The sequence below is a fragment of the Teredinibacter haidensis genome (assembly GCF_014211975.1).
Classification (GTDB): Bacteria; Pseudomonadota; Gammaproteobacteria; order Pseudomonadales; family Cellvibrionaceae; genus Teredinibacter; species Teredinibacter haidensis.
Genome location: NZ_CP060084.1, coordinates 866,216 through 892,863, shown reverse-complemented (window position 1 = coordinate 892,863; position 26,648 = coordinate 866,216). Strand labels below are relative to the sequence as shown.

General features: G+C 46.1%; 21 protein-coding genes. 17 read left to right on the top strand and 4 right to left on the bottom strand.

The window, feature by feature from the left end; translation table 11 throughout:
* Positions 1-7 precede the first annotated feature (7 nt).
* The 3 genes from H5715_RS03665 to H5715_RS19935 all read left to right on the top strand — a co-directional run bounded on the left by H5715_RS03665 (position 8) and on the right by H5715_RS19935 (position 5,738).
* Positions 8-2,839, top strand: a complete 2,832-nt coding sequence (locus H5715_RS03665) for a pPIWI_RE module domain-containing protein (RefSeq protein WP_175574302.1) — start codon at positions 8-10, stop codon at positions 2,837-2,839.
* A 142-nt stretch (positions 2,840-2,981) separates the two neighbouring features.
* Complete coding sequence (locus H5715_RS03660; protein WP_075186878.1) at positions 2,982-3,566, top strand: hypothetical protein; 585 nt, start codon at positions 2,982-2,984, stop codon at positions 3,564-3,566.
* Between the two features lie 597 nt (positions 3,567-4,163).
* Positions 4,164-5,738: a hypothetical protein gene (locus H5715_RS19935; protein WP_221892341.1), complete on the top strand. Its 1,575-nt coding sequence runs from the start codon at positions 4,164-4,166 to the stop codon at positions 5,736-5,738.
* Between the two features lie 103 nt (positions 5,739-5,841).
* Here H5715_RS19935 and H5715_RS03645 read toward each other — a convergent pair whose 3' ends face one another.
* From H5715_RS03645 to cadR, 4 genes are all read right to left on the bottom strand, one after another.
* Positions 5,842-6,480, bottom strand: coding sequence for a hypothetical protein (locus H5715_RS03645; protein WP_246434674.1), 639 nt, complete (start codon positions 6,478-6,480; stop codon positions 5,842-5,844).
* Between the two features lie 129 nt (positions 6,481-6,609).
* Positions 6,610-7,332 (bottom strand): hypothetical protein, encoded by a 723-nt coding sequence (locus H5715_RS03640; RefSeq protein ID WP_075186876.1) that lies wholly within the window; start codon positions 7,330-7,332, stop codon positions 6,610-6,612.
* Complete coding sequence (locus tag H5715_RS03635) at positions 7,332-7,994, bottom strand: hypothetical protein (RefSeq protein WP_075186875.1); 663 nt, start codon at positions 7,992-7,994, stop codon at positions 7,332-7,334. Before H5715_RS03635 ends, H5715_RS03640 begins: the two co-directional genes overlap by 1 nt.
* 348 nt (positions 7,995-8,342) lie before the next feature.
* Positions 8,343-8,741, bottom strand: a complete 399-nt coding sequence (cadR, locus tag H5715_RS03630; RefSeq protein WP_075186874.1) for a Cd(II)/Pb(II)-responsive transcriptional regulator — start codon at positions 8,739-8,741, stop codon at positions 8,343-8,345.
* Positions 8,742-8,819: 78 nt separating this feature from the next.
* On the opposite strand from cadR, the gene H5715_RS03625 reads away from it, so the two are divergent.
* The 14 genes from H5715_RS03625 (at position 8,820) to merR (ending at position 26,620) form a co-directional block, all read left to right on the top strand.
* Positions 8,820-9,725, top strand: a complete 906-nt coding sequence (locus H5715_RS03625; protein WP_075186873.1) for a cation efflux transmembrane domain-containing protein — start codon at positions 8,820-8,822, stop codon at positions 9,723-9,725.
* 7 nt (positions 9,726-9,732) lie between these two features.
* Complete coding sequence (locus H5715_RS03620) at positions 9,733-10,440, top strand: hypothetical protein (RefSeq protein WP_075186872.1); 708 nt, start codon at positions 9,733-9,735, stop codon at positions 10,438-10,440.
* Between the two features lie 456 nt (positions 10,441-10,896).
* Positions 10,897-12,168, top strand: coding sequence for a TolC family protein (locus H5715_RS03615; RefSeq protein WP_075186870.1), 1,272 nt, complete (start codon positions 10,897-10,899; stop codon positions 12,166-12,168).
* 55 nt (positions 12,169-12,223) lie between these two features.
* Positions 12,224-13,120: an efflux RND transporter periplasmic adaptor subunit gene (locus tag H5715_RS03610; RefSeq protein WP_075186869.1), complete on the top strand. Its 897-nt coding sequence runs from the start codon at positions 12,224-12,226 to the stop codon at positions 13,118-13,120.
* Positions 13,121-13,129: 9 nt separating this feature from the next.
* Entirely contained in the window at positions 13,130-16,243 is a 3,114-nt protein-coding gene (locus H5715_RS03605; RefSeq protein ID WP_075186868.1) for an efflux RND transporter permease subunit, read from the top strand.
* A 167-nt stretch (positions 16,244-16,410) separates the two neighbouring features.
* Positions 16,411-18,270 carry a cytochrome c/FTR1 family iron permease gene (locus H5715_RS03600; RefSeq protein ID WP_075186931.1) on the top strand — a complete coding sequence of 620 codons (1,860 nt, stop codon included), beginning with the start codon at positions 16,411-16,413 and terminating at the stop codon, positions 18,268-18,270.
* Between the two features lie 228 nt (positions 18,271-18,498).
* Positions 18,499-18,855 carry a hypothetical protein gene (locus H5715_RS03595; protein ID WP_075186867.1) on the top strand — a complete coding sequence of 119 codons (357 nt, stop codon included), beginning with the start codon at positions 18,499-18,501 and terminating at the stop codon, positions 18,853-18,855.
* A 61-nt stretch (positions 18,856-18,916) separates the two neighbouring features.
* Entirely contained in the window at positions 18,917-20,188 is a 1,272-nt protein-coding gene (locus H5715_RS03590; protein ID WP_075186866.1) for a TolC family protein, read from the top strand.
* A 54-nt stretch (positions 20,189-20,242) separates the two neighbouring features.
* Positions 20,243-20,521 carry a hypothetical protein gene (locus H5715_RS03585; protein ID WP_075186865.1) on the top strand — a complete coding sequence of 93 codons (279 nt, stop codon included), beginning with the start codon at positions 20,243-20,245 and terminating at the stop codon, positions 20,519-20,521.
* Positions 20,521-21,555 (top strand): efflux RND transporter periplasmic adaptor subunit, encoded by a 1,035-nt coding sequence (locus H5715_RS03580; protein ID WP_083608135.1) that lies wholly within the window; start codon positions 20,521-20,523, stop codon positions 21,553-21,555. Before H5715_RS03585 ends, H5715_RS03580 begins: the two co-directional genes overlap by 1 nt.
* Positions 21,556-21,566: 11 nt before the next feature.
* The gene (locus tag H5715_RS03575; protein ID WP_075186864.1) at positions 21,567-24,683 is read left to right on the top strand and encodes an efflux RND transporter permease subunit; all 3,117 of its coding nucleotides are present in this window, start codon (positions 21,567-21,569) and stop codon (positions 24,681-24,683) included.
* 37 nt (positions 24,684-24,720) lie between these two features.
* A complete protein-coding gene (locus tag H5715_RS03570) occupies positions 24,721-25,323 on the top strand; it encodes a methyltransferase family protein (protein WP_075186863.1) in 603 nt (200 codons plus the stop codon).
* Positions 25,324-25,333: 10 nt separating this feature from the next.
* On the top strand, positions 25,334-26,224 hold the full coding sequence (locus H5715_RS03565; RefSeq protein WP_075186862.1) for a cation diffusion facilitator family transporter: 891 nt from the start codon (positions 25,334-25,336) through the stop codon (positions 26,222-26,224).
* A gap of 3 nt (positions 26,225-26,227) precedes the next feature.
* Positions 26,228-26,620 (top strand): mercury resistance transcriptional regulator MerR, encoded by a 393-nt coding sequence (gene merR / locus H5715_RS03560; RefSeq protein WP_075186861.1) that lies wholly within the window; start codon positions 26,228-26,230, stop codon positions 26,618-26,620.
* Positions 26,621-26,648 lie beyond the last annotated feature (28 nt).

Here is a 26,648-nt window from a genome sequence, read left to right as displayed (position 1 = left end):
AACAAAAGTGACTAAGAATACGAATAAATCGACTGAAAAGGATGTTGCACATGCGCTTTTTTACCCTGGAGATGCGGAAGCGCTTTCTAGAAATACCTGTTTAGTAAAATGGACGCCGCAATGGATGACAATCATGCGGGAAATCATATCTTACGCTGAAGCCGCAAGTAACGACTTCCAATCCATTCCAACAGCATCGTTAAAATCTATCCTGGAAATACACTTAGATGGGCTGCTACTTGTACGAGCATATTCAGGCCTAAAAACAAACGACTTAAAGTACTTCAAGCCTTCATCAAAAATAGAACCCTTTATTATCGCGATTGATCAAAGTGATATTGCTGAAACCATTAGTAGTTGCATTGATACTTGGGTGGACGACTACCTCGTACCGTTCATGGAAAAGCGTGAAATGCCGGATTCATTGCGCGATAATTTATTTTCAGCGCTGGATTCAAAATTAGTATTTTCTGTAGAATCACAATCCTTTGAGCTACTGCCTTGGGGCGCCTCAAACAATGGCACTGCCGCACCACTCTTTAGCCCACATGGGTATTCTATTACAGCAAATGATATCGCCAGACTTTTAGAGGGCGTATCTATCTTCCCCGAATTACCGCCAGTAATGCGAGTTATAGGATCAGATTTAGGCAACAATACCGCCGAACTCATAACCCCAATCATAGATCAGTTTCAAGAAAAGGGCTTATTTAGTCTTTATTGTAAAATTTCAATTGAAACACTGCCCACCGTCAGTTACCCAATTATCAATTTCAATTTTGGCCGCAGGCGATGGGTATCAGCACTGAAAGAAAAGTTTTCGCACAATCAAAATGCATCAGCCTTTCTATTTGATGAAGGCAAGGGGCGTGTTTACACCTTCAATATTGCGAAGAGGAGGCAGGATAACGGTGAGAGAAAATGGCTTCCCGACGACTCATTTAGCGCCCTGCGTGACCGCTTTGATCTACCGGAGATAATCGATGAAAGTGAAATATATACGCTCAATATCAATGGTATTCGATCTAGCGTCAGCCATTCTCACTCCAGCGATGGCGGTGGCTATTCTGGGAAAAATTTGTTGGGCTCCGGGGTAACAGAACGAGATAGAAGCGACGCATTTAATCTTATATTCGATAACTTAGCGCCCTACGGGTTTCATAGAATGGATAGCTTTCACAAAATTGATAATGAAATTCAGTTTTTAAAAAGAAAAAAGATCAACTATCTCGACCTCGTCACACTGTGCATGCACATTAATGAAGATCAAACCGCCTCTGAGGATTTGAGCAACGAAACCATCAATAGCGATATTCAACCAAACGAAAGAGAAACAATACAATTGTTAGGTCAGGAATGGTTTGAAATGACCGCCCTACTCGCGGAAAATTTAAGTGACCCTGACAAACTGAAAAATATAAAACAAAAAGCCGATAAAGTGGGGAATATGCAAAATATAAACCGCGATATTATCCGCGACCACTTCCCCACCAATAATGCCCCTAGAATTTTACTCATTTGTCAAGATCAGAGCCAACAAGGGATTATTAAGTATATTGTTGATCAATTATTTGGCGACAGCATTCAAGTGATCAGCACGCTATTACCAGCAAACACGCATGGACCAAAAAAATCCCTCCCCGGCTCAGAGTTAACTACAGCAAAACGATTACAACTTCGAAAAGATATTTGGGACGCAGCAATTAACAATGCCATTTCCAATCAACAAGTGGATATGTGCATAATCCAAGCAGACCAATTTTATGAAGGCCAAGGACGAGATGATACAATTAACAAACCCGCAGCAAAGATCGCTTTCGCTCAGTCAGGAATACCCACACAATATTTAAATCCAATCGACCGAAGAATCACTAAGCGAGACAAACAATTAAAAGACTATCTCAATAGAATTCGGAGTGCATTTTTCGATCTGGTTTTTGGGCACCATGGCATCGTCCCTGCGATCAGCGAGAGTGTCACTAAGTATTTCCCTAAGGAGGAAAGTAAGCCTCACTTCATTTATGGCATTACAAATATTAGAGTGAACACGCGATCAGGGCCCACACCTGCTGAGATTGCCGTTGCGACACGGATAGACGTAAACACCGGCCAACCTTCGATTAGATTTTGCCACCAAGAGCGCATTTTAGTCACCTCGGACTGGCTCAATTACCGAGATGCAATTCAATATCTCACCACGCGATTTAACCGGAAAGTCACACTCGGAACAAATAAATCAAGACTCCCTCGTCACGAAGTCTACCTCCTATTTTGCAAAAATATTTTCAAGGAAGCCAACCAGAACAAAGGAGTCATCTATCTGGAAAGCGCCCCAAAAAGCGCATTGACCCCGTGGATGTCTGACACCCAAGTCGGAGAAGATTCAAGCTTATTCTCAGACTTCCCCGCTCTTAGAGTGATACGAGTTCGTAGGCAGGCTCCACAACTCTTGATCGAAAAACACAAGGATAATTATTTTACACCTACAACCTGTCGCCGCTTATATTCTGTCGATATGGGAGAGGTTCCAACATATTGGTCACTTGGTCAGCCACTCAGTCAAAAGAAACGTGGCATTAGTACTTACCGCAGCATTGAACTGCCAGGGAAAGGAGAAGACGAAACAAAGCTTCATGATCCAATCCTGGGCTCAACGCCGACGCCAAACGCCGTTGAATTTGTCGTACTATCAGCACCTGAAGATGAACCGGTCGATAAGCTCATCCAATTTACTACTTCACTAAGGGTTGGCATTCTTCAGGCTAATTATTCGAATTTCGTCTCTTTACCTGCACCGCTTTTCATCACCAGAAAGCTCAAAGAGTATTTTGAACTGTGAACTGACGACGCTTTCCGTTACGACGTACACAACTGACATATTCATAGAGTGGGAAATGTAAGCTATGCCTATAACTCATAACAAATACAGCCCAACATCTGCACAAAACATAGTTAACAACATTAAGGGAAATTGAATTTTAATGAGCATTATCTGGTGGGAAAAAACGGTCGAATATTATTTCGTAAAAAAATACGTAGAGCTAGATGCATTTATTGCTCCCCTTGATGGACATCAGGAGCGCGCAGGGGACACAATATTGGGAAACGAAGAAAACTGGATTCTTATTGAATTCAAAAAGGACGAAACATGCTTAACAGATGAGTGCCGAAAATTCACCAACTATGAAGAAGCAAAAGGTATTCTAATTGATGAAAGTAGCCACCACTTAATAATCTACGGAGAGAGTTCAGGAAGAGACATTGATTTAGTATGCCAAGAGTATTTTTCTGAAGAACAACTGCATATCGAGGATGCTCTTAGCCAGGGTACTGATATCGATAGTTTTTTTGAGTACGTGAGGAAGTTTGTCACATTTAAAAAGAATTCAAATAAGAGTTCCGGAGGTTTCGGACTCGTTGCGGGTATTAGGAGCGATGGCACAGTGACGAAGTGTATGAAACTATCTGAGTTTGGACAAGCGATGCAACTGGAACAGAGACTACAAGCGAAACTCAAGCCGTCGCCAGTACGCAACAGAGACCCGGGGCCGTCATGGGACCGCTAGATAAATCCAAGATCTCACTTTACCACCGCAAAGAAGTCCCCTATAAAACAACTTTAAAAGCTAATTATACAGAGCGAACATCTCGAAATCACATACCGGAGGAAAGCAACTCACGATTCCTTATGCCTTAGTGGTCACACTAGATTCGAGCAACGTCAAGCCACATATCTACGATGAAGTTAAGCCCAGCCTTGAACAACAGATAAAACAAGCGACCAAAGAGAAAACCTCGCCAATGAGACTCACTCACGCCATCTGCCTCATTGCAGCCTAAGAAGGTAGGTGCTTTTAGCATCTACCTTTATACAACACCCCGCCCGCTCAGATAACAGCTACCCCCCCACTACAAGCCACAAACGCAGCCCCCAACAGAACATTCAAAGGCGCCCTCTTTGTTTGTTGACCGTATTGCCAAAACCTGTAGATCTGGTATCTTAAGTATCGGAGCTGATGCCAAGGCTGTAAGTGACCTAAAAGACAGCAATTTTAACTACCTACTTTTCAGTCGATTTTTTCTAACTCCGCTGGCAAGTGTAGTGAATTAAACACTTACTACTACATACCAAAGCCCAGCATTGTTAAGAAAGGATCACTCCAATGAGTACAGACCTCTCCAAGCTTTGCGCAGATTTTCTGCGTCAAAAACATGCTTCTCTATCCCCCGAAAAACTAAAAGCATCACATGCCAGAGAACTGGTGGCGGCTTTTTTTGGGTATAAAAGCCATGCAGCGCTTATGGCAGAAAAAGCGTATCCCCTTCAAAGGCTCGAAGACGCCTATATCTTTATTCCCGACCTTCCCTTACTGGAAGATCGGCGCGTGAAGCTAAACGATTTACCTGCCGACCTCATCTCTTCAATGAATATTGCGAAGCTTCTTTCAGACTTTTTATCCGGTGAAGGATTATGTGGCGGAAACGTTTGGCTCTATGACTCTCTCGAGAGCTACATCACTGACGTCTTCCTTCCTGACAGCCAAGCGCTGATCGATGATGAGCTATCGGGCGTGATGGCAGAAACTAATGCGGGCTTCTTCGACACGCCATATTATGATGATGTCAAAATTCATAATGGCGATGACGAATTGATCGTCACTGCCTCCGCTCAATACAAGGGTGAATCACTCGATGATAAGCCATTTTGTGGTGACACCATTGATATGGGCGTCCAAATTACTTTACCTCGTATAGCCGGGAAGCGTGGTTTTTACGACTTCGAATTAGAGGTAGGCGGCAGCATCAATGATGACTGGGTGGATCCGGACCTAAAATATGGCAAGCCTCTTCAAAGCCGACTCGCAGAAGAACTGGGCATTAGTGACGACGACCTAGAAATGCTGGAATGGGAAACACAGGAAAACAGCAGTAATGACGGACTGATTTATGATTTCATTCTGACCTTTGACGACACTTGCCCACCTGAAATACTGGGGAAAATTGAAGGATTGAGTGATGACAAAACTATTCGTGTTAGCGCCAACGCATTTGATGAGCACACACAATTAGCGGAGCCTTCTACACCTAACGACAATAGGGGAAATACGATGAGCACTTACCCCAAACGGGTTGCCGATAATATTTTGCCATTATCCATGGCGGGGGATTTGCCTGCGGCATTTAAAGAATGGCATTTCACCGATAAAGTGAAAGATCATTTAAAACCTAATGAAGATTGCGAGCTATGTGACAACGAAAAGTTACGATATCACTTCGAAATTGAAAACGAAATTACTCGAAACCGACTATGGATTGGATCCAGCTGTATTCTAAAGTTTCAAGTTCAAGTATTTGATAATAAGGGTAACGTTCTCAACGCAAAAGATACCGAGAAAAAACTAAATAAATTAAAAGACAAAATGTGTTATGACGCGTGCATTAATGCTCTTAAAAACCTCGCAATAGCTGAACCAAACGAAATTTTAAGCAATGCACTAAATTATTACCTTAAGAACAAATACTTGACCCCCAAGTATGCCTTTGTCGTTTTCTGGCGACTGAACAAGAATGACATTGATCATAGTCCGTCATTTTTTAAAGTCGCACTCAATAAGAACAAGTACAAAGAACACCTGGAGGAAATGGACACCTTTAAAGTTCATACGTTCTGGAAGGCTTTATCCAGCAGCCAAAAGAAAATTGCTGAGCGATTGGGTCATACCGCGCCTCCAGCATAGTTATTGGCCGCGAACCACAGCAGCTTGCCAGCACCGCAGAGGTCAACTGACCAGTTTTATATCGAATCAACTAATACTTGATGGGTATCTCTCCGAGTACCCATTAAACGTAGATAACAAATAAATTGGGCGAGTCTGATTGCAGAGTAAGCGCCTTCCCGCCACATTTAATTGTCAGAAAGCTGGCATCATCCACAAGCTTACTCATTTCAACTCCGTCCTGAAGGTGCTCACTCCAATACCCGTCGGTACCAATGACAATACTGGCTGCGGCTAGCTCTGGATCTTTAATGTCTATTTTGGAAGTCACTAAATCTGGGCGAGTAAAGCGGCGAGCATTGAGGCATTGCGTCAGTGTGTGCTCTGAAATATCACGCGCTGACGGGTTAATATCTTGGCCCCCCTGCCCTTGAGGAATTAATAACGGGAATTCATTCAATCTATGTGGCCTATTTAACCACTGCACTTCCCCTGAATACGCTACCAACCCAATGCGACAATCACCTGTATAGAGCCACTGAACATCGCCAGTCTCGAGATTCAAAATGAGTATGCCATAGCTTGCAATATCATGAAGATAGAGACTTCTAAGTTGTTTTTGCTGGTCCGATAACATATTAATTATCGCTTCATCAGAATAGCTCCCTTCAAGCTGAAGTATTCTCTTTAAGCAGCTATCCGCCCAGAAAACCGCAAGTCGCTTTTTTTGCCCCGGAGTACTCGATGTTACTCTTCTGGTCACGCGGCTCTCCGCTGCATCTACTAGTACTGCAATTAAAAAGCTGCCCTTGTAACCCAATGCAATCGCGTCGTTGTTCTGAGAGCGCTCATTTCCACACCGGCTTATCCACTTAACATCCATAATATCGCATTACTCACTACCATCGATGGTGCATGAAGCCAAAGCCTCTAACCGCTCAAAAATCAAGGCCTCTCTACCTTCATCCCCTTTGGATTGGCTTTGTACTGCGTACTCAAAATTAGTGTCACTTAAGAGCGGGGTTAACTCTTTCGATATATATTGCTGTAATTCAAGCGATGCCAATTGCACCTCACCCAAAAGCTCCTCCCTACCATCGACAAGATTGAGAATATCCTCGATGTCTCTACTACCGAGCGCATCGTTATTCCCTCGGCCTTTGTAGGCCTCTAATTTGGTAGCCAGAAAATAAACTGGGGTTACTAGCTTGATCGATAACTCGGTAGTGAGGTTATAGCATTCCGCGGTCTCCATGGCGCCTTGATACCAACGATTACCAAAACCTAGAACACCCTCATCATCGGGCATGAAATCCACCCGAAGATCACCCAGCTGCATTGCGCAGATAGGCGACTCCTCACCTGGAACGGGGCTAGGGATAGTGAAACCTCGCTCTTGAAGACTTTTCTGTAGCTTATGAAATTCAACATAACCCATTGCATGGACAATTAGGTCTACGTCATCGGTATGTCGCACTTGCTCTTTTGTATATTCATCTGTGAGCAACAATCCGGTGGTGCAGCCGCCGACAAATGTCATTTGCTGTCGAAACTCTTCCCCAAGTGCGTTAGCCACTTGCTCGAGCATCTTGATGTGAACTGGAAGTGCGCTCATCATGAAACCCCAAGGCTCTGCTTAAGCAAGTCAGCTGCAAGGGCCTTCTCACGAGGCTGCCCTAGACGCATAGCATCGACCAAAGCCAGCAAGGAATACATTTCAGGATCTCGCCTTATTGCATGCCCCACGGACTTGTATAATGGCTCTACAGCCTGCCCTTTTGTATTGCCTTTTGCGTCCGGCCAAATAGGCACAAACTCTCCAGCGCTCATCAGCTTGTCTTTCAATACTGGCGCGGCAAAAGCGGTGGCGATACCCCGAGTGATTTCTTTTGGCTTAGCAGGAAATACATATTTAAGGCCAAAGACAATAAATTCAAATAAGGCTCGAACATTAGCCCTGGGAACCCCTAGCTTTCGGTCTTTTTTCGCTAAACCAATATCGAGGCAGCGGTTTAACGCCAGATTGATTTGAGACTTGCTTATCCCGGTGTCGGCCTCAAGCTTCCTTGCGGTATATAGAGTGGAGATATATTCATTAACACCAAACCTTCTCTCTGGAAGCAGAAAATCATCAAGAGCGGACTGCTCCTCTTCAATAACCTCCCAGTCCTGCCAGCCAGAGGGCCAGGCATTGCTTTCGGAGCCGCCCTCAATTCGCTGTTCTTGTTTCCGTAGGGATACAAGCTTCAGCAACAATAATATATCTTGACTTTTCAAAGCGCATCACCCCTCTATGTCCCGCGTCCTAGGATTTAGGACTAGCGTATCTTAGTATACTCAAGCTTTCAACCAAGAACACTAAAAAAGAGGTCTGAATGGAGGGGTCAGGCTGTCTTGATAGGATTAAATGGGCTTGCTGCGAGCATACTCACGCATACCAGCATAATTGTTTAGTGTGTTGCTGGCGCAATCATGGTCACAGGGGCGCTTTTAGAAATGCCGAATGGCCCAAATAGGCTCGATTTAGATTAATCATGAGCGGATCAATCTACACCAGATACAGCTCAAGACCACACCAATATTCATACTCTTGCTCATCTCAGGGCATAACCTCAAATATTTGCCTCATCCCCCTTCCGCTTTTAGCCCCCTGATTATTCCACACTGTTCAACAGTACGATTATCTGCACAATGCCCTCTTAACCCTATTAGCTGGCTATGTAGATCTTGAAGTTCAGCGATTCTATCCTCCACTCGCTGGATATGCTGGTCAACGATCTGATTCACTTCATCACACGCTGAGTCAGGCTCTTGGGTGAGGGTCAATAGCTGCTTCACTTCCACCAAAGTAAGATCCAGGCTGCGGCAACGCTTAACGAGCATCAGCCGCTCTTCCGCTTGCTTGTCATACAACCGAAAGCTCCCCTCGCTGCGCGCAACAGAACTCAATAACCCCTCCCTTTCATAGTACCGGATGGTCTGCACTGAGCAGCCACTGCGTTTTGCCAGCTCACCAATTTTCATCTTTCATCAACCCGCCCCTTGACTCTATAGTTACTACAGAGTTTACACTTTCTATTAATGTGTAAACAAGAGCCGGTTATGACTGAAGACTCGAAGACTTGTGGTTGCAACGCCAGTCAAGGCGCGTCATTGCAACCTGAATCACAAGCAGAAAGTGATGCTCAGACTGAAATGAGCCACCTGAGCGTATTTGACGTTCCTAAGATGGATTGCCCATCCGAAGAGAACTTGATTCGTACGGCTTTTGCTAGCTTTGAAGCAACCGTCGTATTCGAATTCGACTTGCCCGGACGCAAGGTGCATATATATCACCCTGATATGGCGGATAAAGTGGAAAAAGCCATGACGTCTGTTGGCCTCGGCGCAACCTTGGTCTCATTCGAGTCAGTAGATCACAATGCGGTTCAGGCTGCCTTGGAAGCCACAACAATCAATGAAACGCGTGAATCTCAAGTATTAAAATGGCTGTTGGCCATTAACGCGGCCATGTTTGTACTTGAGCTCGGCGTGGGCATTGTGGCGCAATCGACAGGGCTTATCGCCGACTCACTGGATATGTTCGCCGATGCGGCGGTCTACGGCGTGTCGTTATATGCAGTGGGCAAGGCGGCCAAGCTTAAACTCAAAGCGGCTCACTTTTCGGGTTGGTTGCAGATTGCACTTGCTCTGGGTGTTCTATTGGAGGTTGTCAGACGCTTCCTATATGGAAGTGAACCGGTCTCGGTGCTCATGATGAGCTTTGGCGCCGTGGCCTTGATAGCGAATATTACCTGTCTCTTGTTGATCTTCAAATCGCGAAACCAAGGCTCCCATATGAAAGCGAGCTGGATATTTTCTGCCAATGACGTGTTGGCCAATGCGGGCGTGATAACAGCGGGAATTCTAGTAGCGGTGACAGGGTCTCAAATGCCAGATTTGGTCATCGGCCTATTAATAGCAGGCCTGGTTATGTGGGGGGCGGTTCGCATCTTGCGACTGAAATAAACGCGATATGGTCAATACAATCCGACAACTAGTCACCATTAAGCCATTGACGCTACTGCTCATCAGTGGCGTGCTCTGCGCATGTGTTAGCAACAATCGGCCAAACAATATTACTTCTATTGGTATCGAGGACTTAACCCAAAAAAAGGCAGTGAATGCCATTATTTTTGACAATATAAGCCCCGCAGCACAGGAAAAAACAAAAAGTTTCGATCAGGCGGCCAAAGATATAACCAATGCTTTAAAGGAAGTAGCCAAGGGCAATAAAATACGCCTAAATAACACGGCCACATATGCTGGGGATTGGCTCGATCTTGCCGATCTGCATTTCAATGACGCAGACTATAACTGGACCCTAAGGTTTTGGGACTCAAACCTACCTAAGTTAGGCTTTCAAAACTTTTCAACAGACATAGATTCCTCCATCGAGGTGCATTTCCGTTATTGCAAGGAACGAACGATACAATTTGCGAATATTTCGGAATCTCAATTATCGAAAGATCGCGAATATTGGCTAAAACATTTTTACCCTGCAGCGATACACAGCCTGTATTTATTGATGAAAGGCAATATAGAACTAGCACCCATTCAAGTAAAAGCTTATGGCGGCAGGTTGGTTAGCGGCACAAAACTTGGTGAGAGTGAACACTTCATCTTTGTGTTAAATGGCGAGACAGAAATATTTATTGTTCCCAGGTTAAATGTGAATTCTTGACATCCTATTATGTATTTTTTAATCGAAATCTAGTGGCAGCCCTGATGGTAAAACCCACCCTAATATATTTGATGCTCGTATTGACGGTTTTTCAGTCGAGCATCGCTATGGCCGATGTAGACCAGATAACACAGTCAGGCTCGGATAATTTTTCAATTAATAATATTCTAATTGGGCTCGGCGAGATTGATCCGCCTGAAACAAATATTGATCCGCTTGAAGAGGAGCACGATTGCAGTCACTGCAGCCTTTGCCATGGACATGGTTGTCCCGTGATTTTAGTTAAAACGTTGAGTTTTACGTTTCAAAAAGCACGAACAAATGTCCCTGATTATCGTAAACGCATCTCCTCTGAAGTGCCTAGTCCTCTCCAACGCCCTCCTATCTTACGATCTTAATTAAACAAACTATTCACTCCGCTAACGCGGAATAGATTGACTTAATCAGGATCATTTTATGCGATTTAACACACTTAATCGGTGTCGGGCGATTTGCCTGTCAGCTATAGTTTTGGTCGTCGGTATATCCGCTTCTCATAGCTATGCAAGTGCTGAACCTACTCTTACACTAAAAGACGCCGTTGCCCAGACTCTAGAACGTAACCCGCAGCTATATCAGTACACCTTCGCTACTGAAATGTTTGAAGCTCGAAAGCAAATACACTCTTTACGCCCTGCAATAGAACTCGAACTCGAAATGGAAAATTTTGCGGGGACCGGCGATACCCAAGGGTTTGATGGCGCTGAAACCACGCTACTACTCTCATCAGTTATTGAGATGGGGGGCAAGCGCAAGGCGCGTATGTCCCTAGTGGATGCTCGAATCAATAAAAACCACTGGGAACAGCAAGCGGCCACTTTGGATGTCTTGGGTCAACTGGCCCAATTATTTATTGAAGGCCTAGCGACGCAAGCAAATATCGACCTTGCTAACAACTCATTGAATCTGTCGCGATCATTATTCCGGGCCGTACAAACACGAGCAAAGCGAGGGGCTACGTCTGAAGCTGAAGTCATGCGTGCACAAGCAGCCGTCACACGGGCAGAACTTCAACTAGCGGCGTTAACCGCTAGGCTGAAACGACAAAAAGTACTAATGGTACGCTTTTGGGGAGACACATTACCCACATTTAATCGCCTTAATGCAAACTTATTCGAATTTGGTAAAAACGAGAGTTTCGATCAGCTTTATGCGCGCATTAAAACATCGCCTTCTCTTCAGGTATTTGCGAGTGATGCACGAATAAAAGATGCGGAAGTCACGTTAGCTCGCGCAAGTGGTCGCAGCGATATTACCTGGCGTGCAGGTGTTAGGCGCTTTGAAGATACCGGTGATTCTGCGTTAACCGCTGGCCTGTCAATGCCGCTGTTTGCATCCAAGCGAAACCGAGGTGAAGTTAAAGCCGCACTCGCTGAACGCAACGCCATCCAGTATGCCAGGCAAGACTCTCTCCTGCGTTTGCATGCAAAACTCTTCGAAGCTTGGTCTCTACGAAACCAAAACATGGACGCTGTGATGAAGATGGAAGACACGGCCATCCCCGCTTTGGAAAAGGCATTTCAATTAACAAAAAAAGCGTATGAAAACGGACGATATCGATATCAAGATCTTGTCGCCGCACAGGAAGAGTTGCTCGCTGCAAAACAAGCCCTTATCGATGCCGCCACGAATGTGCAGATAAGCCAGGTTCTAATCGAACAGTTGACCGGTGCATCGCTCTCTCAATAAACCGTTTTTAACAATTTGAGTGATCCATCGATACGTGGATCAAATAGGAAAAACAATGAATAAATACTTACTCTCACTATTTTTATTGCTTGGCGTTTTAGCGCCGATTCAATCCACCTTGGCAGATGACGACGATGATGAAGAATATGAAGAAATTAGTCGAATTAACGACGAGTTATCTACCAAGGTAGGTATTGTTACCGCAAAAGCAACGGCAGGGACAATCAGTCAAACCGTTACCGTCTATGGGAGCGTGACACAAGCGCCTGAGAACAGTCACGAAATTTATGCGCGTTTCCCCGGCATTATCAAATCAGTCAATGTTGCAATCGGCGATACCGTTAAAAAAGGTGATCGCATCGCGACCATTGAGTCAAATGAAAGCTTAAAAAGCTATCCAATACACGCTCCGGCATCCGGGGTTATTGTGCAACGCCACGCGAACCCAGGTGAACCGACACAACAACGGCGGTTATTGACGATTACCAACTTGGATACGGTGTGGATAGAGTTCCGTATTTACCCGGAAAAGCAAGCAAAAGTGAGCGCGGGACAGCCTGTTTCTATCACCATCAACGATAAGACTATTCGTTCCGATGTAGCCCACCTAATACCGGCTGAAGATAAACCATACGTACTTGCGCGCGTCAAGCTTGATAACGATGAATTAAGGCTTTCTTTAGGTCTGCTTGCCAAAGGGAAAATACATACCAATGAATTTGACGTGTCTTTGGTGGTGACGAAAGACGCCGTACAAGAATTGGGGGAACGATTAGGCGTGTTTGTTAAAGAAGGTGAAGCTTATGAGTTTGCGCCTCTGGTACTAGGGAAATCCGACGACAATTTCATTGAGGTTGTTTCAGGGCTGGAACATGGGGCCGAATATGTTTCTGAAAATAGCTACTTAATCAAAGCGGATATTTTGAAATCCGAAGCTGAAGACGACGACTAGGGGTGCATTATGATTGAATCAATTTTGCGCCTCGCGATAGAGAGGCGTTTTCTATTTTTAAGTTTTATTTTGGTGATTGTTGGTATTGGCGTGTGGAGTTATCAAAAACTCCCCATTGATGCAGTACCGGATATCACCAATGTACAGGTACAAATTAATACCTCGGCACCAGGCTATTCGCCTCTGGAGGCGGAACAACGGATCACCTATCCCGTTGAGACGGCTCTTGCCGGCTTGCCCAAGCTTTCGCACACGCGTTCTTTATCTCGCTATGGCTTATCTCAAGTCACGGTGGTATTTGAAGAAGGCACCGATATCTATTTCGCTAGAAACCTGATTAATGCGCGCCTTGGTGCGATTAAAAGTGTGTTGCCTGCCGGGCTGGAGCCAGAGATGGGCCCCATATCGACCGGTCTTGGCGAGATATTTATGTATACGGTTCAAGCAGATCCATCTGCGCGCATGAGTAATGGCGAGCCGTATACGGCCACTGCGTTACGAGAGATTCAGGACTGGATTATTAAACCTCAGCTCGCCCAAGTAAAAGGCGTAATTGAAGTTAATAGTATTGGTGGCTACAACAAGCAATACCATGTGATGCCAACCCCGGAAAAGCTTTTATACCATCAGGTCAGTCTCGAAGATGTTGCTGATGCACTTCGCGCAAATAACGATAACCGAGGTGCCGGATACATCGAAGCCAATGGCCAACAATTATTGGTGCGTTCTCAAGGTCAATTAGCCACGATTGAAGAGATTCGTCAGGTCATCATCAAGCAAAATGATGGCGTGCCCGTGAAAATAGATGATGTTGCAGAAGTTGCGATAGGAAAGGAGCTCCGTACCGGCGCCGCAACGCGAAATGGTGTGGAGACAGTACTGGGAACCGCCATGATGTTGATTGGCGAAAACTCACGTACAGTGGCACGAGATGTCGCGCTTAAACTGACGGATATACAAGCCTCACTGCCAGAAGGCGTTATTGCGGAAGCGGTATACGATCGCACAAGCCTGGTTGATAAAGCCGTTAAGACAGTAAGCAAAAATTTATTAGAAGGCGCGCTACTCGTTATTGTTGTGTTATTTGTATTGCTGGGGAATATACGTGCTTCACTTATCACCGCTGCAGTCATTCCTTTGGCGATGCTGATGACGATAACCGGCATGGTAAAAACGGGCGTGTCAGCCAATTTAATGAGCTTGGGGGCTCTCGATTTTGGTTTGATTGTCGATGGCGCTGTAATTATCGTTGAAAATTGTATTCGACGCTTGGCTGAAGCACAGCATCAGAGTGGACGGCAAGACCTTCGTGAACGATTGAATACGGTATTTGAAGCTACATCCGAAGTGATACGCCCAAGCCTGTTCGGTGTCGCCATCATTACCATCGTCTACATCCCGATATTTAGCTTGACTGGCGTTGAAGGAAAAATGTTCCACCCGATGGCTGCGACCGTCGTGATGGCGCTAATTTCTGCCATGATATTGTCGTTAACGCTGGTTCCTGCAGCCGTCGCGGTGATTATGAATGGAAAAATTAGTGAAAAAGAAAGCCTCGTCATCAGCGCAGCCAAATCTGTTTATCGTCCGTTACTGCTTGCCACACTCAAGTTTCGCTGGGTGGTCGTATCAGGTGCAGCTCTTCTTGTGGCGTTCAGCATTTGGCTGGCGACCACTCTAGGATCAGAATTTGTGCCGCAGTTAAACGAAGGTGACATTGCTCTTCAAGCGCTACGCATACCCGGTACAGGCTTGGAACAATCTGTCGAAATGCAGGAGGTTCTGGAACAGCGCATTAAAGCGTTTCCGGAGGTCGATAAAGTCTTTGCTCGAATAGGCACACCAGAAGTAGCCACTGATCCTATGCCGCCAAGTATTGCTGATATTTTTGTGATTCTAAAACCCAGGAATGTATGGGCAGAACCATCAAAAACAAAGAATGAATTACTTGAAGAAATAGAAGAAGCACTGTGGCAACTACCCGGCAATAATTATGAATTCACTCAACCCATACAAATGCGTTTTAACGAACTCATTTCGGGTGTGCGAGCAGATCTGGGAATAAAAATATTTGGTGATGACCTGGACCAACTGACCCTTACCGCAAAAGACATCCTACAGGTTGTAAGCAAGATTGAAGGCGCTGCCGATGTCCGAATGGAGCAAGTGGAGGGGTTGCCATCCTTGTCAGTGAGTCCCAAACGAGAAACACTCGGTCGCTATGGTTTGAATGTGATTCAACTACAGGATTGGATTGCTGCAGCAATAGGCGGCGAATCAGCGGGTGTTTTATACGAAGGAGATCGTCGCTTCGAGCTGATCGTGCGCCTTCCCGAGCTGCTCAGACGGGATATCGAAGGACTTAAATCCTTACCTGTTCCTCTTCCCAACGGCGACTATGTCCCTCTGGAAGAAGTGGCGACTCTCAGTATTGCGCCTTCTCCGGCACAAATTAGTCGAGAAAATGGGAAACGACGTGTTGTAGTAACCGCAAACGTGCGCGGGCGAGACCTGGGAAGTTTTGTTAGTGAGGTAAAAAAGGAAATTCACGAACAGGCCGATATCCCTCCAGGCTACTGGTTAGATTACGGCGGCACCTTTGAACAGTTGGAATCGGCCAGTCAGCGACTATCCCTTGTGGTGCCACTCACTCTGATAGTGATTTTGGGTTTGCTGGTCATGGCCTTTGCTTCACTCAAAGATGCATTGATTATTTTCAGTGGTGTGCCACTCGCGCTCACTGGTGGCGTGTTATCACTGTATTTACGTGATATGCCGTTATCGATCTCCGCTGGCATCGGGTTCATCGCTTTATCAGGGGTAGCCGTTCTGAATGGTCTGGTGATGCTCGCTTTCATACGTCAACTTTGGCATGAGACGGGAGAATTGACCCAGTCCATCGTAGACGGAGCCATGATCCGACTACGGCCAGTGTTAATGACGGCACTTGTCGCAAGTTTGGGGTTTGTGCCGATGGCACTGAATACCGGTACCGGTGCCGAGGTCCAACGCCCACTTGCGACTGTTGTGATTGGAGGAATTATCTCCTCAACTATCTTAACCTTGCTCGTACTTCCAGTGTTGTATCAGTGGGTACATCGAAAAGATGTTAAGCAAGGCTAGCAGAAATACCCCCCCTCTTCAGCCGTGGAGGGGCATCTATAAGCGGGGGGTTGACTCTATACTAGCTATAGACTTTATAATCGAGATTAATTCTCATTCCACTTATAAACCCCTGAGGTTATATCGTGTTTTTTCCTTGGTTTAATGGCTCTAAAGTTCACACAGCAATGTTGGTATTGATATCAATACTCTCGGTCAATTGTATTGCCAATACACAAATACCAGACTACAGGCAGATGGCTCAGTTGGCCGAATATATAGGCGTGGACTATCCAGAAGCAATCGATAGTGGTGAGATTATCAATAATGCGGAGTATCAGGAAATGCTGGAGTTTTCCGGCATCTTGATAACACAGGCAAAGGCATCAAAGGTAAGTGCGCTCGTTTCCAAGGCAGAAATATTGGAAGCGTCCATCAAGGAAAAGAAAGCATCTTCAGTAATTCAACAATTGTGTAACGAGCTACGTTCTGAACTATTGGAGCAAATGCCTCAAGCGACACTGCCTCGGCAACTGTTGCCAGAGCCTGAAACCCAATCTCTATTTCAGCAACAATGCTCAACCTGTCACGGCCGCCAAGGCAAAGGTGATGGCCCCACTAGTATTGGGCTAGAACCACCGCCCGCAGATTTTACCGACAGAACGCGCGCGATGAATCGTTCCATTCTCGGGTTATACGATGCGACATCCAATGGCATCGATGAAACAGCCATGGTTGCTTACGACCAACTGAGCGAAGAGCAGCGTTGGTCGCTGGCTTTTTATGCGGGAAGTTTGGCTTTTGAAGAGGTTAAGGTCGAGTTTGCGAAATCACCAAATGTTACCTTGGAGGAATTGATCAATAATAGCCCCACGCAATTAGCTAATGGGGATATAGACGAGCTTGAAAAAGTTGTACAACTTCGCGCGTCACCCAGCAGGCTTTTTTCTCACTCCCCTTCTCCCCTAGGTATAGCTCGAAGCAAGTTGTTAGAGGCTCGCTCTGCTTACAAAAATGGTCAATTGGAAAAGGCAAATCACTTTGCTGTGAGCGCCTACTTAGATGGGTTTGAGTTGGTAGAAAGCAGTCTCGATACTCGAGACTCGAACCTGAGAAAGCAAATTGAAGCCAATATGATGGCATTAAGGAAGCAGTTTAAAAACGCGGAGAACCGGGAGCAGCTAGAAGCAAGCTTGGATGCCACCCTGGCACAACTCGAGAGTGCCGAACAGATTTTGTCTTCGGAAGGATTATCTAACGCAACCTTATTTAGTGCCAGTTTAATCATCCTACTGCGTGAAGGGCTAGAAGCGCTTCTGGTTACACTTGCTTTAGCAATGGTGTTGATACGCTCTGGTCGAGCCGACGTCCTCCGGTATGTCCACGCGGGATGGATCACAGCGCTCGTAGCTGGCGGATTAACCTGGTGGGCTGCACGCGAGCTAATCAGCATCAGTGGTGCCAGCCGTGAGGTAATGGAAGGCGTGGCCGCCCTGACTGCCGCTGCAGTATTATTTTACGTGGGCGTTTGGATGCACAGTAAAAGTCATGCAGCACAATGGAAAGCTTATATCCAAAAACAGGTCTCTCAGCGATTAAAGTCTGGCACACTTTGGGGGATCGCCCTATTAGCATTTATCGCGGTCTACCGAGAGGTCTTTGAAACGGTGTTGTTTTACGAAGCCCTTTTAACACAATCGCTACCTTCTCAAACGCCCACAATTATCAGTGGATTCTTAGCAGGAGCACTTAGTTTAGCGGTGGTAGCGTGGCTAACAATCCGTTACTCAGTTAGACTTCCGATTGGTCGATTCTTCTCCGTGACCACCTATCTATTGGTTGGACTGTCATTTGTGTTGATCGGGAAAGGTATTATCGCATTACAGGAAGCGGCAATCATCGGAATCTCTCCCCTGCCTATGAATTTCGAACTTGACTGGATAGGACTGAAATCAACTTGGCAAAGCGTCCTTGCCCAAGCCTTGGTCATTGCAGTATTTGTTGCTTATACAATCCGCTCCAGACTTTCCAGAATCCAGGTCATGTAATGAAAAATATTCCCAGCCGATTAAGCGGGCTAGGTAAAGATGTATTGGCTAGGCGTGATCATTGCGGGAACCCTTGTGGCGCTGACGGGGTCTCAAATACCGGACTTGATCATCGATGTCATCATTGAGTTTATTATTTAAAACGGCGCTCGACGCATACTTTTGCTAAGATGATCGAGTGATAGCCCATTAAATAGAATCGCATAACGAATGAATTAGAATTGTATAATGAGCAAACGTTTCCTGACATATTTTATCCTTGCACTGGTGGTGTTCCAATCCGCCGCAGGGGTTGCCGATGCCCATCAGTCGCATCAGTCAGGCACGGAGCACCTCACTTTTGACGACCATCAACATTCGCACGAAGATGTCGAGGTTGATCATAAATTAGTTGACGGAGCAGAAGGTCAAGAAAGGGACTGCCATCACTGCTGCCATTGTCATGGCCATTTTACCCCAGCGGTTTTAGTTAAACCCTCCGGATTCGCCTTAAGAAAATCGTCCGCATCCAAATCGGATTATAGCGAAAACTTCCCTTCTAAAGTCATTAACCCGCTCTTACGCCCTCCGATCGCACACACCTAATTCAAGCCCTTATTTTAATTTCGCGAAAGCGGAAAAATTAGACTTAATTTAGGATCAAGTTATGCGATTTATTACACTTATCGGGTGTAGAAAAGTCTGTGTGATTGTGTTTATTCTGGCTGGCGGCTTACTACCACCAGTTGGATACGCAAGCACTGACACCCCACTCACACTAAAAGACGCGATCACTCAGACCCTCGCGCAAAACCCACAGTTATATCAATACCGGTTTGTAAATGACGCTTTAAATGCTCAAAAGCAAACGGGTGCACTACGCCCCGCAATGGAGCTCGAGTTAGAGGTGGAAAACTTTGCGGGTTCAGGCTCATTTAAAGGACTCGATGGTCCCGAAGCCACACTTTCACTCTCTTCCGTTATTGAAATGGGTGGAAAAAGAAAAGCACGCATGTCTTTGGTGGATGCTCGAATTCACCAAGCGGAATGGGAACAGCAAGCCACTACATTGGATGTGCTCGGTGAACTGACGGCGAGCTACATCGAGAGTTTGGCAACCCAAGCCAACATTCAACTAGCGGAAGAATCTTTGGCACTATCTCAATCATTACTAAAAACTGTCAAAACGCGTTCCAACAAAGGGGCAACGCCCGAAGCTGAAGTCATGCGCGCTCAAGCGGCAGTTGCACGCGCTGAGATCCGCCTCGCTGCCTTAGTGGAGCGGTTGGAGCGTCAAAAGGTGCGGCTTGCGCGTTTTTGGGGAGATACCACTCCGGCCTTTAGCTATCTGGAGGGAAGCCTATTTGTATTTGGCGCAAGCCAAGGGTTCAACCAGCTGTATGCGCGAGTGAAGACATCGCCCACTATTCAGGTGTTTGCGAGTGAGGCGCGAATCAAAGATGCAGAAGTGACGCTGGCACGCGCCGGTGGACGCAGTGATCTGACCTGGCGTGCGGGTATCAGACGCTTTGAGGAAACTGGCGATTCGGCATTCACCGCAGGGCTCTCCATTCCGTTATTTTCAAAAAAACGAAACACCGGCGAAGTGAAGGCTGCCCTAGCAAACCGCAATGCCGTGGATTATGCCCAGCAGGATCTACTTTTGCGTTTGCATTCGCAGCTTTTTGAAGCGTATTCGCTCCGACAGCAGAGTATCGCGGCCGTGAATAAAACCGAAAATGAGATCATTCCAGCGCTCGAAAACGCGCTCAAACTCACACGTAAAGCTTATGAAAATGGGCGCTATCGATACCTGGATTTGATTGCTGCCCAGGAAGAATTACTTGCAACCAAACAAGCACATATCGATGCGGCATCGACAGCACTCATCAGTCAAGCACTGATAGAAAATCTGTCCAGTGAATCCCTTAATCAATAATTCAATCCATTTTATTTAGGTTTGATTACTATCAGACCATAGGAATTTATGACCATGAAAAAATCAATTCTCACAGTAATCACGACATTAACCGTTATTTTAAGCAGCTTTGTTTTAAGTACGTATGTTCACGCAGCTGAAAAGCAAAACCACGATCATCAACATGAAGCAAGTGGAGATCATAAAAAACACCACGCTGAAGGCGACCACGAGGAACATAAGAACCACGTCGATCACAAAAAGAGTCCCACCAAAGATGATCACGATGAAGATCATGACCACAACGATCACGCCGATGACCATGCGAATAAAAAAACAAAGGAGAATAAATAATGAAAGGCTTAACTACCTTGTTTTCTTATTTAAAACCCAAAAGCAAAACACCTTTTTTAGGCGTACTGTTTGCTTCGGCATTTCTGTTAAGTGCACTTGCATTAAACGCTTGGTCGGAGGGTGACCACAAACATGAGCATGAAGACCACGTTGATCACGATGACGACGGACACGATCATAATGAACATGATCACGGGAATGACGGAGAAGATGAGCACGGACACGGCGATGAAAATAGCAGCCGCATCGATAGCGACATGGCGCAACAAGTGGGCATCGTTACCGCAAACGCCGGCTCACAAGAGCTCCACCAAACCATCACTGTTTACGGTAATTTGATCTCGGGGCCAGAACAGCTAAGCCATGTACGTGCACGCTTTGAAGGTCTCGTTAAGTCTGTTCAAGTTACTATCGGCGATACTGTAAAAACCGGTGACGTATTGGCAGAAATTGAATCCAATGAAAGCCTTAAAATCTACAAAATACGCTCACCTATTTCTGGTCGTGTTGTTCAGCGACACGCCAACAGTGGTGAAGTGACTCAGGATCAGATTCTATTTTCTATCGCCAACTTTGACACTGTGTGGGCAGAGCTGCGTGTTTACCCTGCGCAACAATCCTCGGTCGCAGAAGGTCAGTCCGTGCATGTTTTGACAACCAACGGACGCGTTGAGTCTAGGGTAAAACATGTTGTGCCGTCGATGGACTCCCCTTATCAATTGGCGCGGGTCAAGCTGGACAACACCAAGCAGACCTTATCTCCGGGCTTGATAGTGGAAGCCCAATTAGAGATTGGTCGCTTTCCCGTATCTCTTGCCGTTGCGAAAGATGCCGTCCAAAACCTGGGCGGACGCCAGGGCGTATTTGTTAAGTACGGCGACGAATACACCTTTACCCCTCTTGTGTTAGGTCGTGGAGACGATCACTTTTATGAAGTCATCGATGGCCTTGAGAGTAGCGCTGAGTATGTCAGTCAGAACAGCTATTTAATTAAAGCCGATATCGAAAAATCCGAAGCTGAACACGACCACTAAAGGGGCGCACCATGATTGAATCTATCTTGCGCCTAGCCATTGAAAGGCGCTTACTATTTTTATGTTCGATTTTGTTGATAGTCGGTGTGGGCGTATGGAGTTATCAAAAACTCCCAATTGATGCGGTACCCGATATCACTAATGTTCAGGTACAAATCAATACCGCTGCTCCGGGTTACTCACCATTAGAATCGGAACAACGCATTACTTATCCAGTGGAAACCGCCTTGGCTGGTTTGCCCAATCTTTCCTACACGCGATCACTGTCACGTTATGGTTTGTCACAAGTTACGGTGGTGTTTGAAGAAGGCACGGATATCTATTTTGCCCGCAACCTAATTAACGCTCGACTGGGTGCGATCAAAAGTGTCTTACCGCCTGGGTTGGAACCTGAGATGGGCCCCATATCCACCGGTTTGGGTGAAATCTTTATGTACACCGTGCAAGCCAAACCTGATGCCCGCATGGCCAATGGCGAACTTTACACCTCAACCGCATTGCGAGAAATTCAGGACTGGATTATCAAACCTCAGCTCGCCCAGGTGAAAGGCGTCATTGAAGTTAACAGTATTGGCGGCTACAACAAGCAATACCACGTGATGCCTGATCCCACCAAATTGCTGCTCTATAAAGTCAGCGTTGAAGAGCTTGTGCAAGCCTTGCAAGCCAACAACGATAACCGGGGCGCGGGCTATATCGAACGCAATGGCCAACAGCTGTTGGTCCGTTCGCCTGGTCAGCTCGCAACAAGTGAAGATATCGGCAATGTCATCATTACTGAACATGACAGTGTGCCGATTAAAATCAAGGACGTCGCTGAGATAGCAATTGGTAAAGAATTGCGAACAGGCGCGGCGACACGCGATGGTGCGGAAACCGTGCTAGGTACCGCCATGATGCTTATCGGTGCCAACTCCCGTACGGTTGCTCAGGATGTAGCGAGTAAACTCGATGCTATACAAGCTTCGTTACCAGAGGGTGTAGTGGCAGAAGCCGTCTACGATCGCACCGCGTTGGTTGATAAGGCCATTGCCACTGTGTCCAAAAACCTGATGGAGGGCGCGCTTCTAGTCGTCGTGGTGCTGTTTCTCTTGCTAGGAAATATGCGGGCTGCATTAATTACTGCAGCGGTAATTCCGTTAGCCATGTTGATGACCATCACTGGCATGGTGAAAACCGGCGTGTCGGCCAATCTTATGAGTTTGGGAGCCCTCGATTTCGGATTGATTGTTGATGGTGCGGTGATCATTGTTGAAAACTGTGTTCGCCGCTTGGCCGAAGCTCAGCATGCGAATGGCAGACTGCAAGACTTACGCGAGCGCCTAAACACGGTCTTCGAAGCAACATCGGAGGTGATTCGCCCCAGCTTATTTGGCGTGGCCATTATTACCATCGTTTACATCCCGATATTCAGCCTAACCGGTGTTGAAGGTAAAATGTTCCACCCAATGGCAGCAACGGTAGTGATGGCCTTGCTGTCAGCCATGGTGCTTTCGTTAACGGTGGTACCAGCGGCGGTTGCCGTGTTTATGAATGGCAAAATCAGTGAAAAAGAAAGCATCGTTATCAGCAAAGCAAAATCCGCCTACAAACCGCTGCTTAACCTCGCCCTGAAATTTCGCTGGGCGGTGGTGAGCTTTGCCTCAGTACTCGTTGTGTTTTGTTTATGGTTAGCTTCCACTTTAGGCTCCGAATTTATTCCACAATTAAATGAGGGGGACATCGCACTGCATGCCATGCGTATTCCAGGTACTGGTCTTGAGCAAGCCGTGGAAATGCAGGAAATCCTCGAACAGAGAATCAAATCCTTTCCTGAAGTGGATAAGGTATTTGCACGTATCGGTACTGCCGAGGTAGCTACAGACCCAATGCCACCGAACGTTGCCGATAATTTTGTGACATTGAAGCCACGAAGTGAATGGCCAAATCCAGCGAAAACAAAAGCCGAACTCGTTGAGGAAATGGAGCGTTCTGTGGAGGAGCTACCGGGAAACAACTACGAGTTCACCCAGCCTATTCAAATGCGCTTTAACGAATTGATTTCGGGCGTGCGGGCGGATCTGGGCATCAAGGTTTTTGGTGACGACTTGGACCAACTCGTCATAACGGCCAACGACATCCTAGGCATCGTTAACGCAATTGAAGGCGCGGCCGATGCTCGGGTTGAACAAGTGACTGGGTTACCTACGCTTTCCGTGATACCGAATCGCACTGCCTTGGGCCGATATGGATTAAATGTTGCCGAACTTCAGGATTGGGTGTCCGCTGCCATTGGTGGTGAATCCGCCGGCATTATCTACGAGGGTGATCGACGTTTTGAATTGGTGGTTCGCTTACCTGAAACGACGCGTCGCGATATCGACCGTTTAAAGTTTCTACCTGTACCACTCCCCAACGGTGATTACGTGCCACTCGAAGAAGTCGCAACCTTGGATATTTCACCGGCGCCTGCGCAAATCAGCCGCGAGAATGGCAAGCGCCGTGTCGTGGTCACCGCCAATGTGCGCGGCCGGGATTTAGGGAGTTTCGTGAAAGAAGTACAAGCCAACATCCGCGAGCAAGCGGATATCCCACCGGGCTATTGGTTAGATTATGGCGGCACCTTTGAACAACTGGAGTCTGCTAGCCAACGCTTGTCTATCGTAGTACCACTTACCCTGTTGGTGATACTGGGTATTCTCGTTATGGCCTTCGCCTCACTTAAAGATGCATTGATTATTTTTAGTGGCGTACCGCTAGCATTAACCGGTGGCGTCTTGTCACTTTATCTCCGAGATATGCCTTTATCGATCTCTGCGGGTATTGGCTTTATTGCGCTCTCAGGCGTCGCCGTACTTAATGGCTTGGTTATGCTCGCGTTTATTCGCGACCTCTGGCATGAAAAAGGCGACTTAATCTTGGCTGTTACCGAAGGCGCAATGATTCGTTTACGGCCCGTCTTAATGACGGCGTTGGTAGCGAGTTTGGGTTTTGTGCCGATGGCACTTAATACCGGAACTGGCGCGGAAGTTCAGCGCCCCCTTGCCACGGTGGTGATCGGCGGCATTATTTCATCCACACTCTTAACGCTGCTCGTTTTACCGGTGCTGTATCACTGGCTTCATAAAAACGAAAAAGTGAATCAATAACAATGGAGGAGCCCCTTCTGTGTGAGGGGCCAAACTTATGCAAAATACCAGTATCGTTTTTTTGGGCATTTACTTTATTTGCTTCTTTGGGTTCGCCGTTGTATTCAGAAATTTTATTGTTGCAAAAAGAACGGGCGTTAACGCCTTTAAACTTAATCAAAAGGCAGGAGCCGAATCGATTACGGGGTGGTACTTTAAATTTCTACCTCTTGTTTCCATTCTGGTTTTTATTCTCTATAGCTTTCTGCCAAACCTATATCAATCTATCGGGCCGATTGACCTGATGAACCATGCCGCTATTCAGTGGATGGGAATGGGAATAATGGTTGTTTCGCTAGTTTGGGTACTGGCGGCACAATCTCAAATGGGCGCGTCATGGAGAATCGGAATTGATCATGACGCAAAGACAGCGTTTGTCCAAAAAGGTTTATTTAAATATTCACGAAACCCTATTTTTGTCGGGGTGATTTTCATTTCTTTCGGTTTTTTTCTGTTACTCCCCAATCCAATTACGCTAACAATACTTGCCCTTGATATCGCGTTAATTCAAATACAAGTCGCCATGGAAGAAGAGTATTTAACAAAGCAACACGGGGATTCATATAGTGAGTATTGCCAACATGTTCGTCGCTGGCTATAGGTGAAATACCATGCACAATCATGCGCACCACAACTACGAACAACACAATGAAAGTACATCCAGAATAGCCTGGGCATTTTTCCTGAATGTCAGCTTTACGATCATCGAATTTATTGGGGGATGGCTGACCAACAGCACCGCAATCATGGCTGATGCGGTTCATGACCTAGGGGATAGCTTATCGATTGGTCTCGCTTGGATACTGGGAAAACTGAGCAATAGAGAGTCCACCTCAAAGTTTAGCTACGGCTATCGCAGGTTTTCCTTACTGGGCGCACTGATTAATGGAATCGTATTAATTATCGGTTCAATTTGGGTTTTGTCTGAAGCAATCCCCAAACTTTTTAATCCCGAAATGCCTGTTGTTGAAGGTATGTTCGGCTTAGCTATCCTAGGGGTTACAGTCAACGGTTACGCAGCATTTAAACTATCCAAAGGTAAGTCACTTAATGAGCAGATGTTGAATTGGCACCTACTGGAAGATGTTCTAGGCTGGGTAGCGGTACTGGTAGTCTCAATCATTTTGATGTTTATCGAGTGGCCCATACTCGATCCTATTCTTTCCATTGCTTTTACGATTTTTATATTTATCAACGTTCTTCGTAATTTATGGGCCACAACTAAACTCTTTCTTCAGGCGACGCCAAATGATGATACGGCCAATACTATTCGTGAATCACTACTGAGTTTTGCGGAAGTCAAAGAGATTCACCATCTACATTTTTGGTCGCTTGACGGGGAACACCATGTCATGACCGCGCATTTAGAATTGAGTAAGCTAATCGAACCAACCCGTCAAATCCAATTAAAAACCGAGATTGCTGACCGCCTATCGGGATTTGGGTTAGAGCACACAACCATCGAGCTGGAGTTCCCCAATGAACCCTGCAGAGACCAATAAATTATGACCAGAACAATCAGCCGCCTTGCTAAAGAGCTGGGTGTTAATATTGAGACCATTCGCTTTTACGAGCGCAAAGGCTTAATCCAGCAACCACCAAAGCCAACAACCGGTTACCGCCACTACCCGAGTGAGACGGTCAATCGAATCCATTTTATTAAGCGTGCGCAGGAGCTAGGGTTTACCCTTGATGAAATCGTGCACTTGCTTAGCCTGGAAGACTCGCCCTGCAGCGAGGTCCAAACACTTGCAAACAATAAGCTTGAAAAAGTGCGATCCAAAATCCTCGATTTACGACGCCTTGAAAATGCACTTGAAGTACTTCTTTCTCAATGTCATGAGAATGACGACAAAAGTCATTGCCCCATCATCGATTCATTACAGCCTCCGCCTTAACCTTGACTCCGTACATAGGTACGGAGCA

Coding starts and splice junctions, on each gene's coding strand:
- H5715_RS03610 (WP_075186869.1), top strand. CDS start 12,224: ATGAATAAATACTTACTCTCACTATTTTTATTGCTTGGCGTTTTAGCG.
- H5715_RS03570 (WP_075186863.1), top strand. CDS start 24,721: ATGCAAAATACCAGTATCGTTTTTTTGGGCATTTACTTTATTTGCTTC.
- H5715_RS03640 (WP_075186876.1), bottom strand. CDS start 7,332: ATGAGCGCACTTCCAGTTCACATCAAGATGCTCGAGCAAGTGGCTAAC.
- cadR (WP_075186874.1), bottom strand. CDS start 8,741: ATGAAAATTGGTGAGCTGGCAAAACGCAGTGGCTGCTCAGTGCAGACC.
- H5715_RS03620 (WP_075186872.1), top strand. CDS start 9,733: ATGGTCAATACAATCCGACAACTAGTCACCATTAAGCCATTGACGCTA.
- H5715_RS03615 (WP_075186870.1), top strand. CDS start 10,897: ATGCGATTTAACACACTTAATCGGTGTCGGGCGATTTGCCTGTCAGCT.
- H5715_RS03585 (WP_075186865.1), top strand. CDS start 20,243: ATGAAAAAATCAATTCTCACAGTAATCACGACATTAACCGTTATTTTA.
- H5715_RS03575 (WP_075186864.1), top strand. CDS start 21,567: ATGATTGAATCTATCTTGCGCCTAGCCATTGAAAGGCGCTTACTATTT.
- H5715_RS03625 (WP_075186873.1), top strand. CDS start 8,820: ATGACTGAAGACTCGAAGACTTGTGGTTGCAACGCCAGTCAAGGCGCG.
- H5715_RS03600 (WP_075186931.1), top strand. CDS start 16,411: ATGTTGGTATTGATATCAATACTCTCGGTCAATTGTATTGCCAATACA.
- H5715_RS03660 (WP_075186878.1), top strand. CDS start 2,982: ATGAGCATTATCTGGTGGGAAAAAACGGTCGAATATTATTTCGTAAAA.
- H5715_RS03565 (WP_075186862.1), top strand. CDS start 25,334: ATGCACAATCATGCGCACCACAACTACGAACAACACAATGAAAGTACA.
- H5715_RS19935 (WP_221892341.1), top strand. CDS start 4,164: ATGAGTACAGACCTCTCCAAGCTTTGCGCAGATTTTCTGCGTCAAAAA.
- merR (WP_075186861.1), top strand. CDS start 26,228: ATGACCAGAACAATCAGCCGCCTTGCTAAAGAGCTGGGTGTTAATATT.
- H5715_RS03595 (WP_075186867.1), top strand. CDS start 18,499: ATGAGCAAACGTTTCCTGACATATTTTATCCTTGCACTGGTGGTGTTC.
- H5715_RS03605 (WP_075186868.1), top strand. CDS start 13,130: ATGATTGAATCAATTTTGCGCCTCGCGATAGAGAGGCGTTTTCTATTT.
- H5715_RS03580 (WP_083608135.1), top strand. CDS start 20,521: ATGAAAGGCTTAACTACCTTGTTTTCTTATTTAAAACCCAAAAGCAAA.
- H5715_RS03590 (WP_075186866.1), top strand. CDS start 18,917: ATGCGATTTATTACACTTATCGGGTGTAGAAAAGTCTGTGTGATTGTG.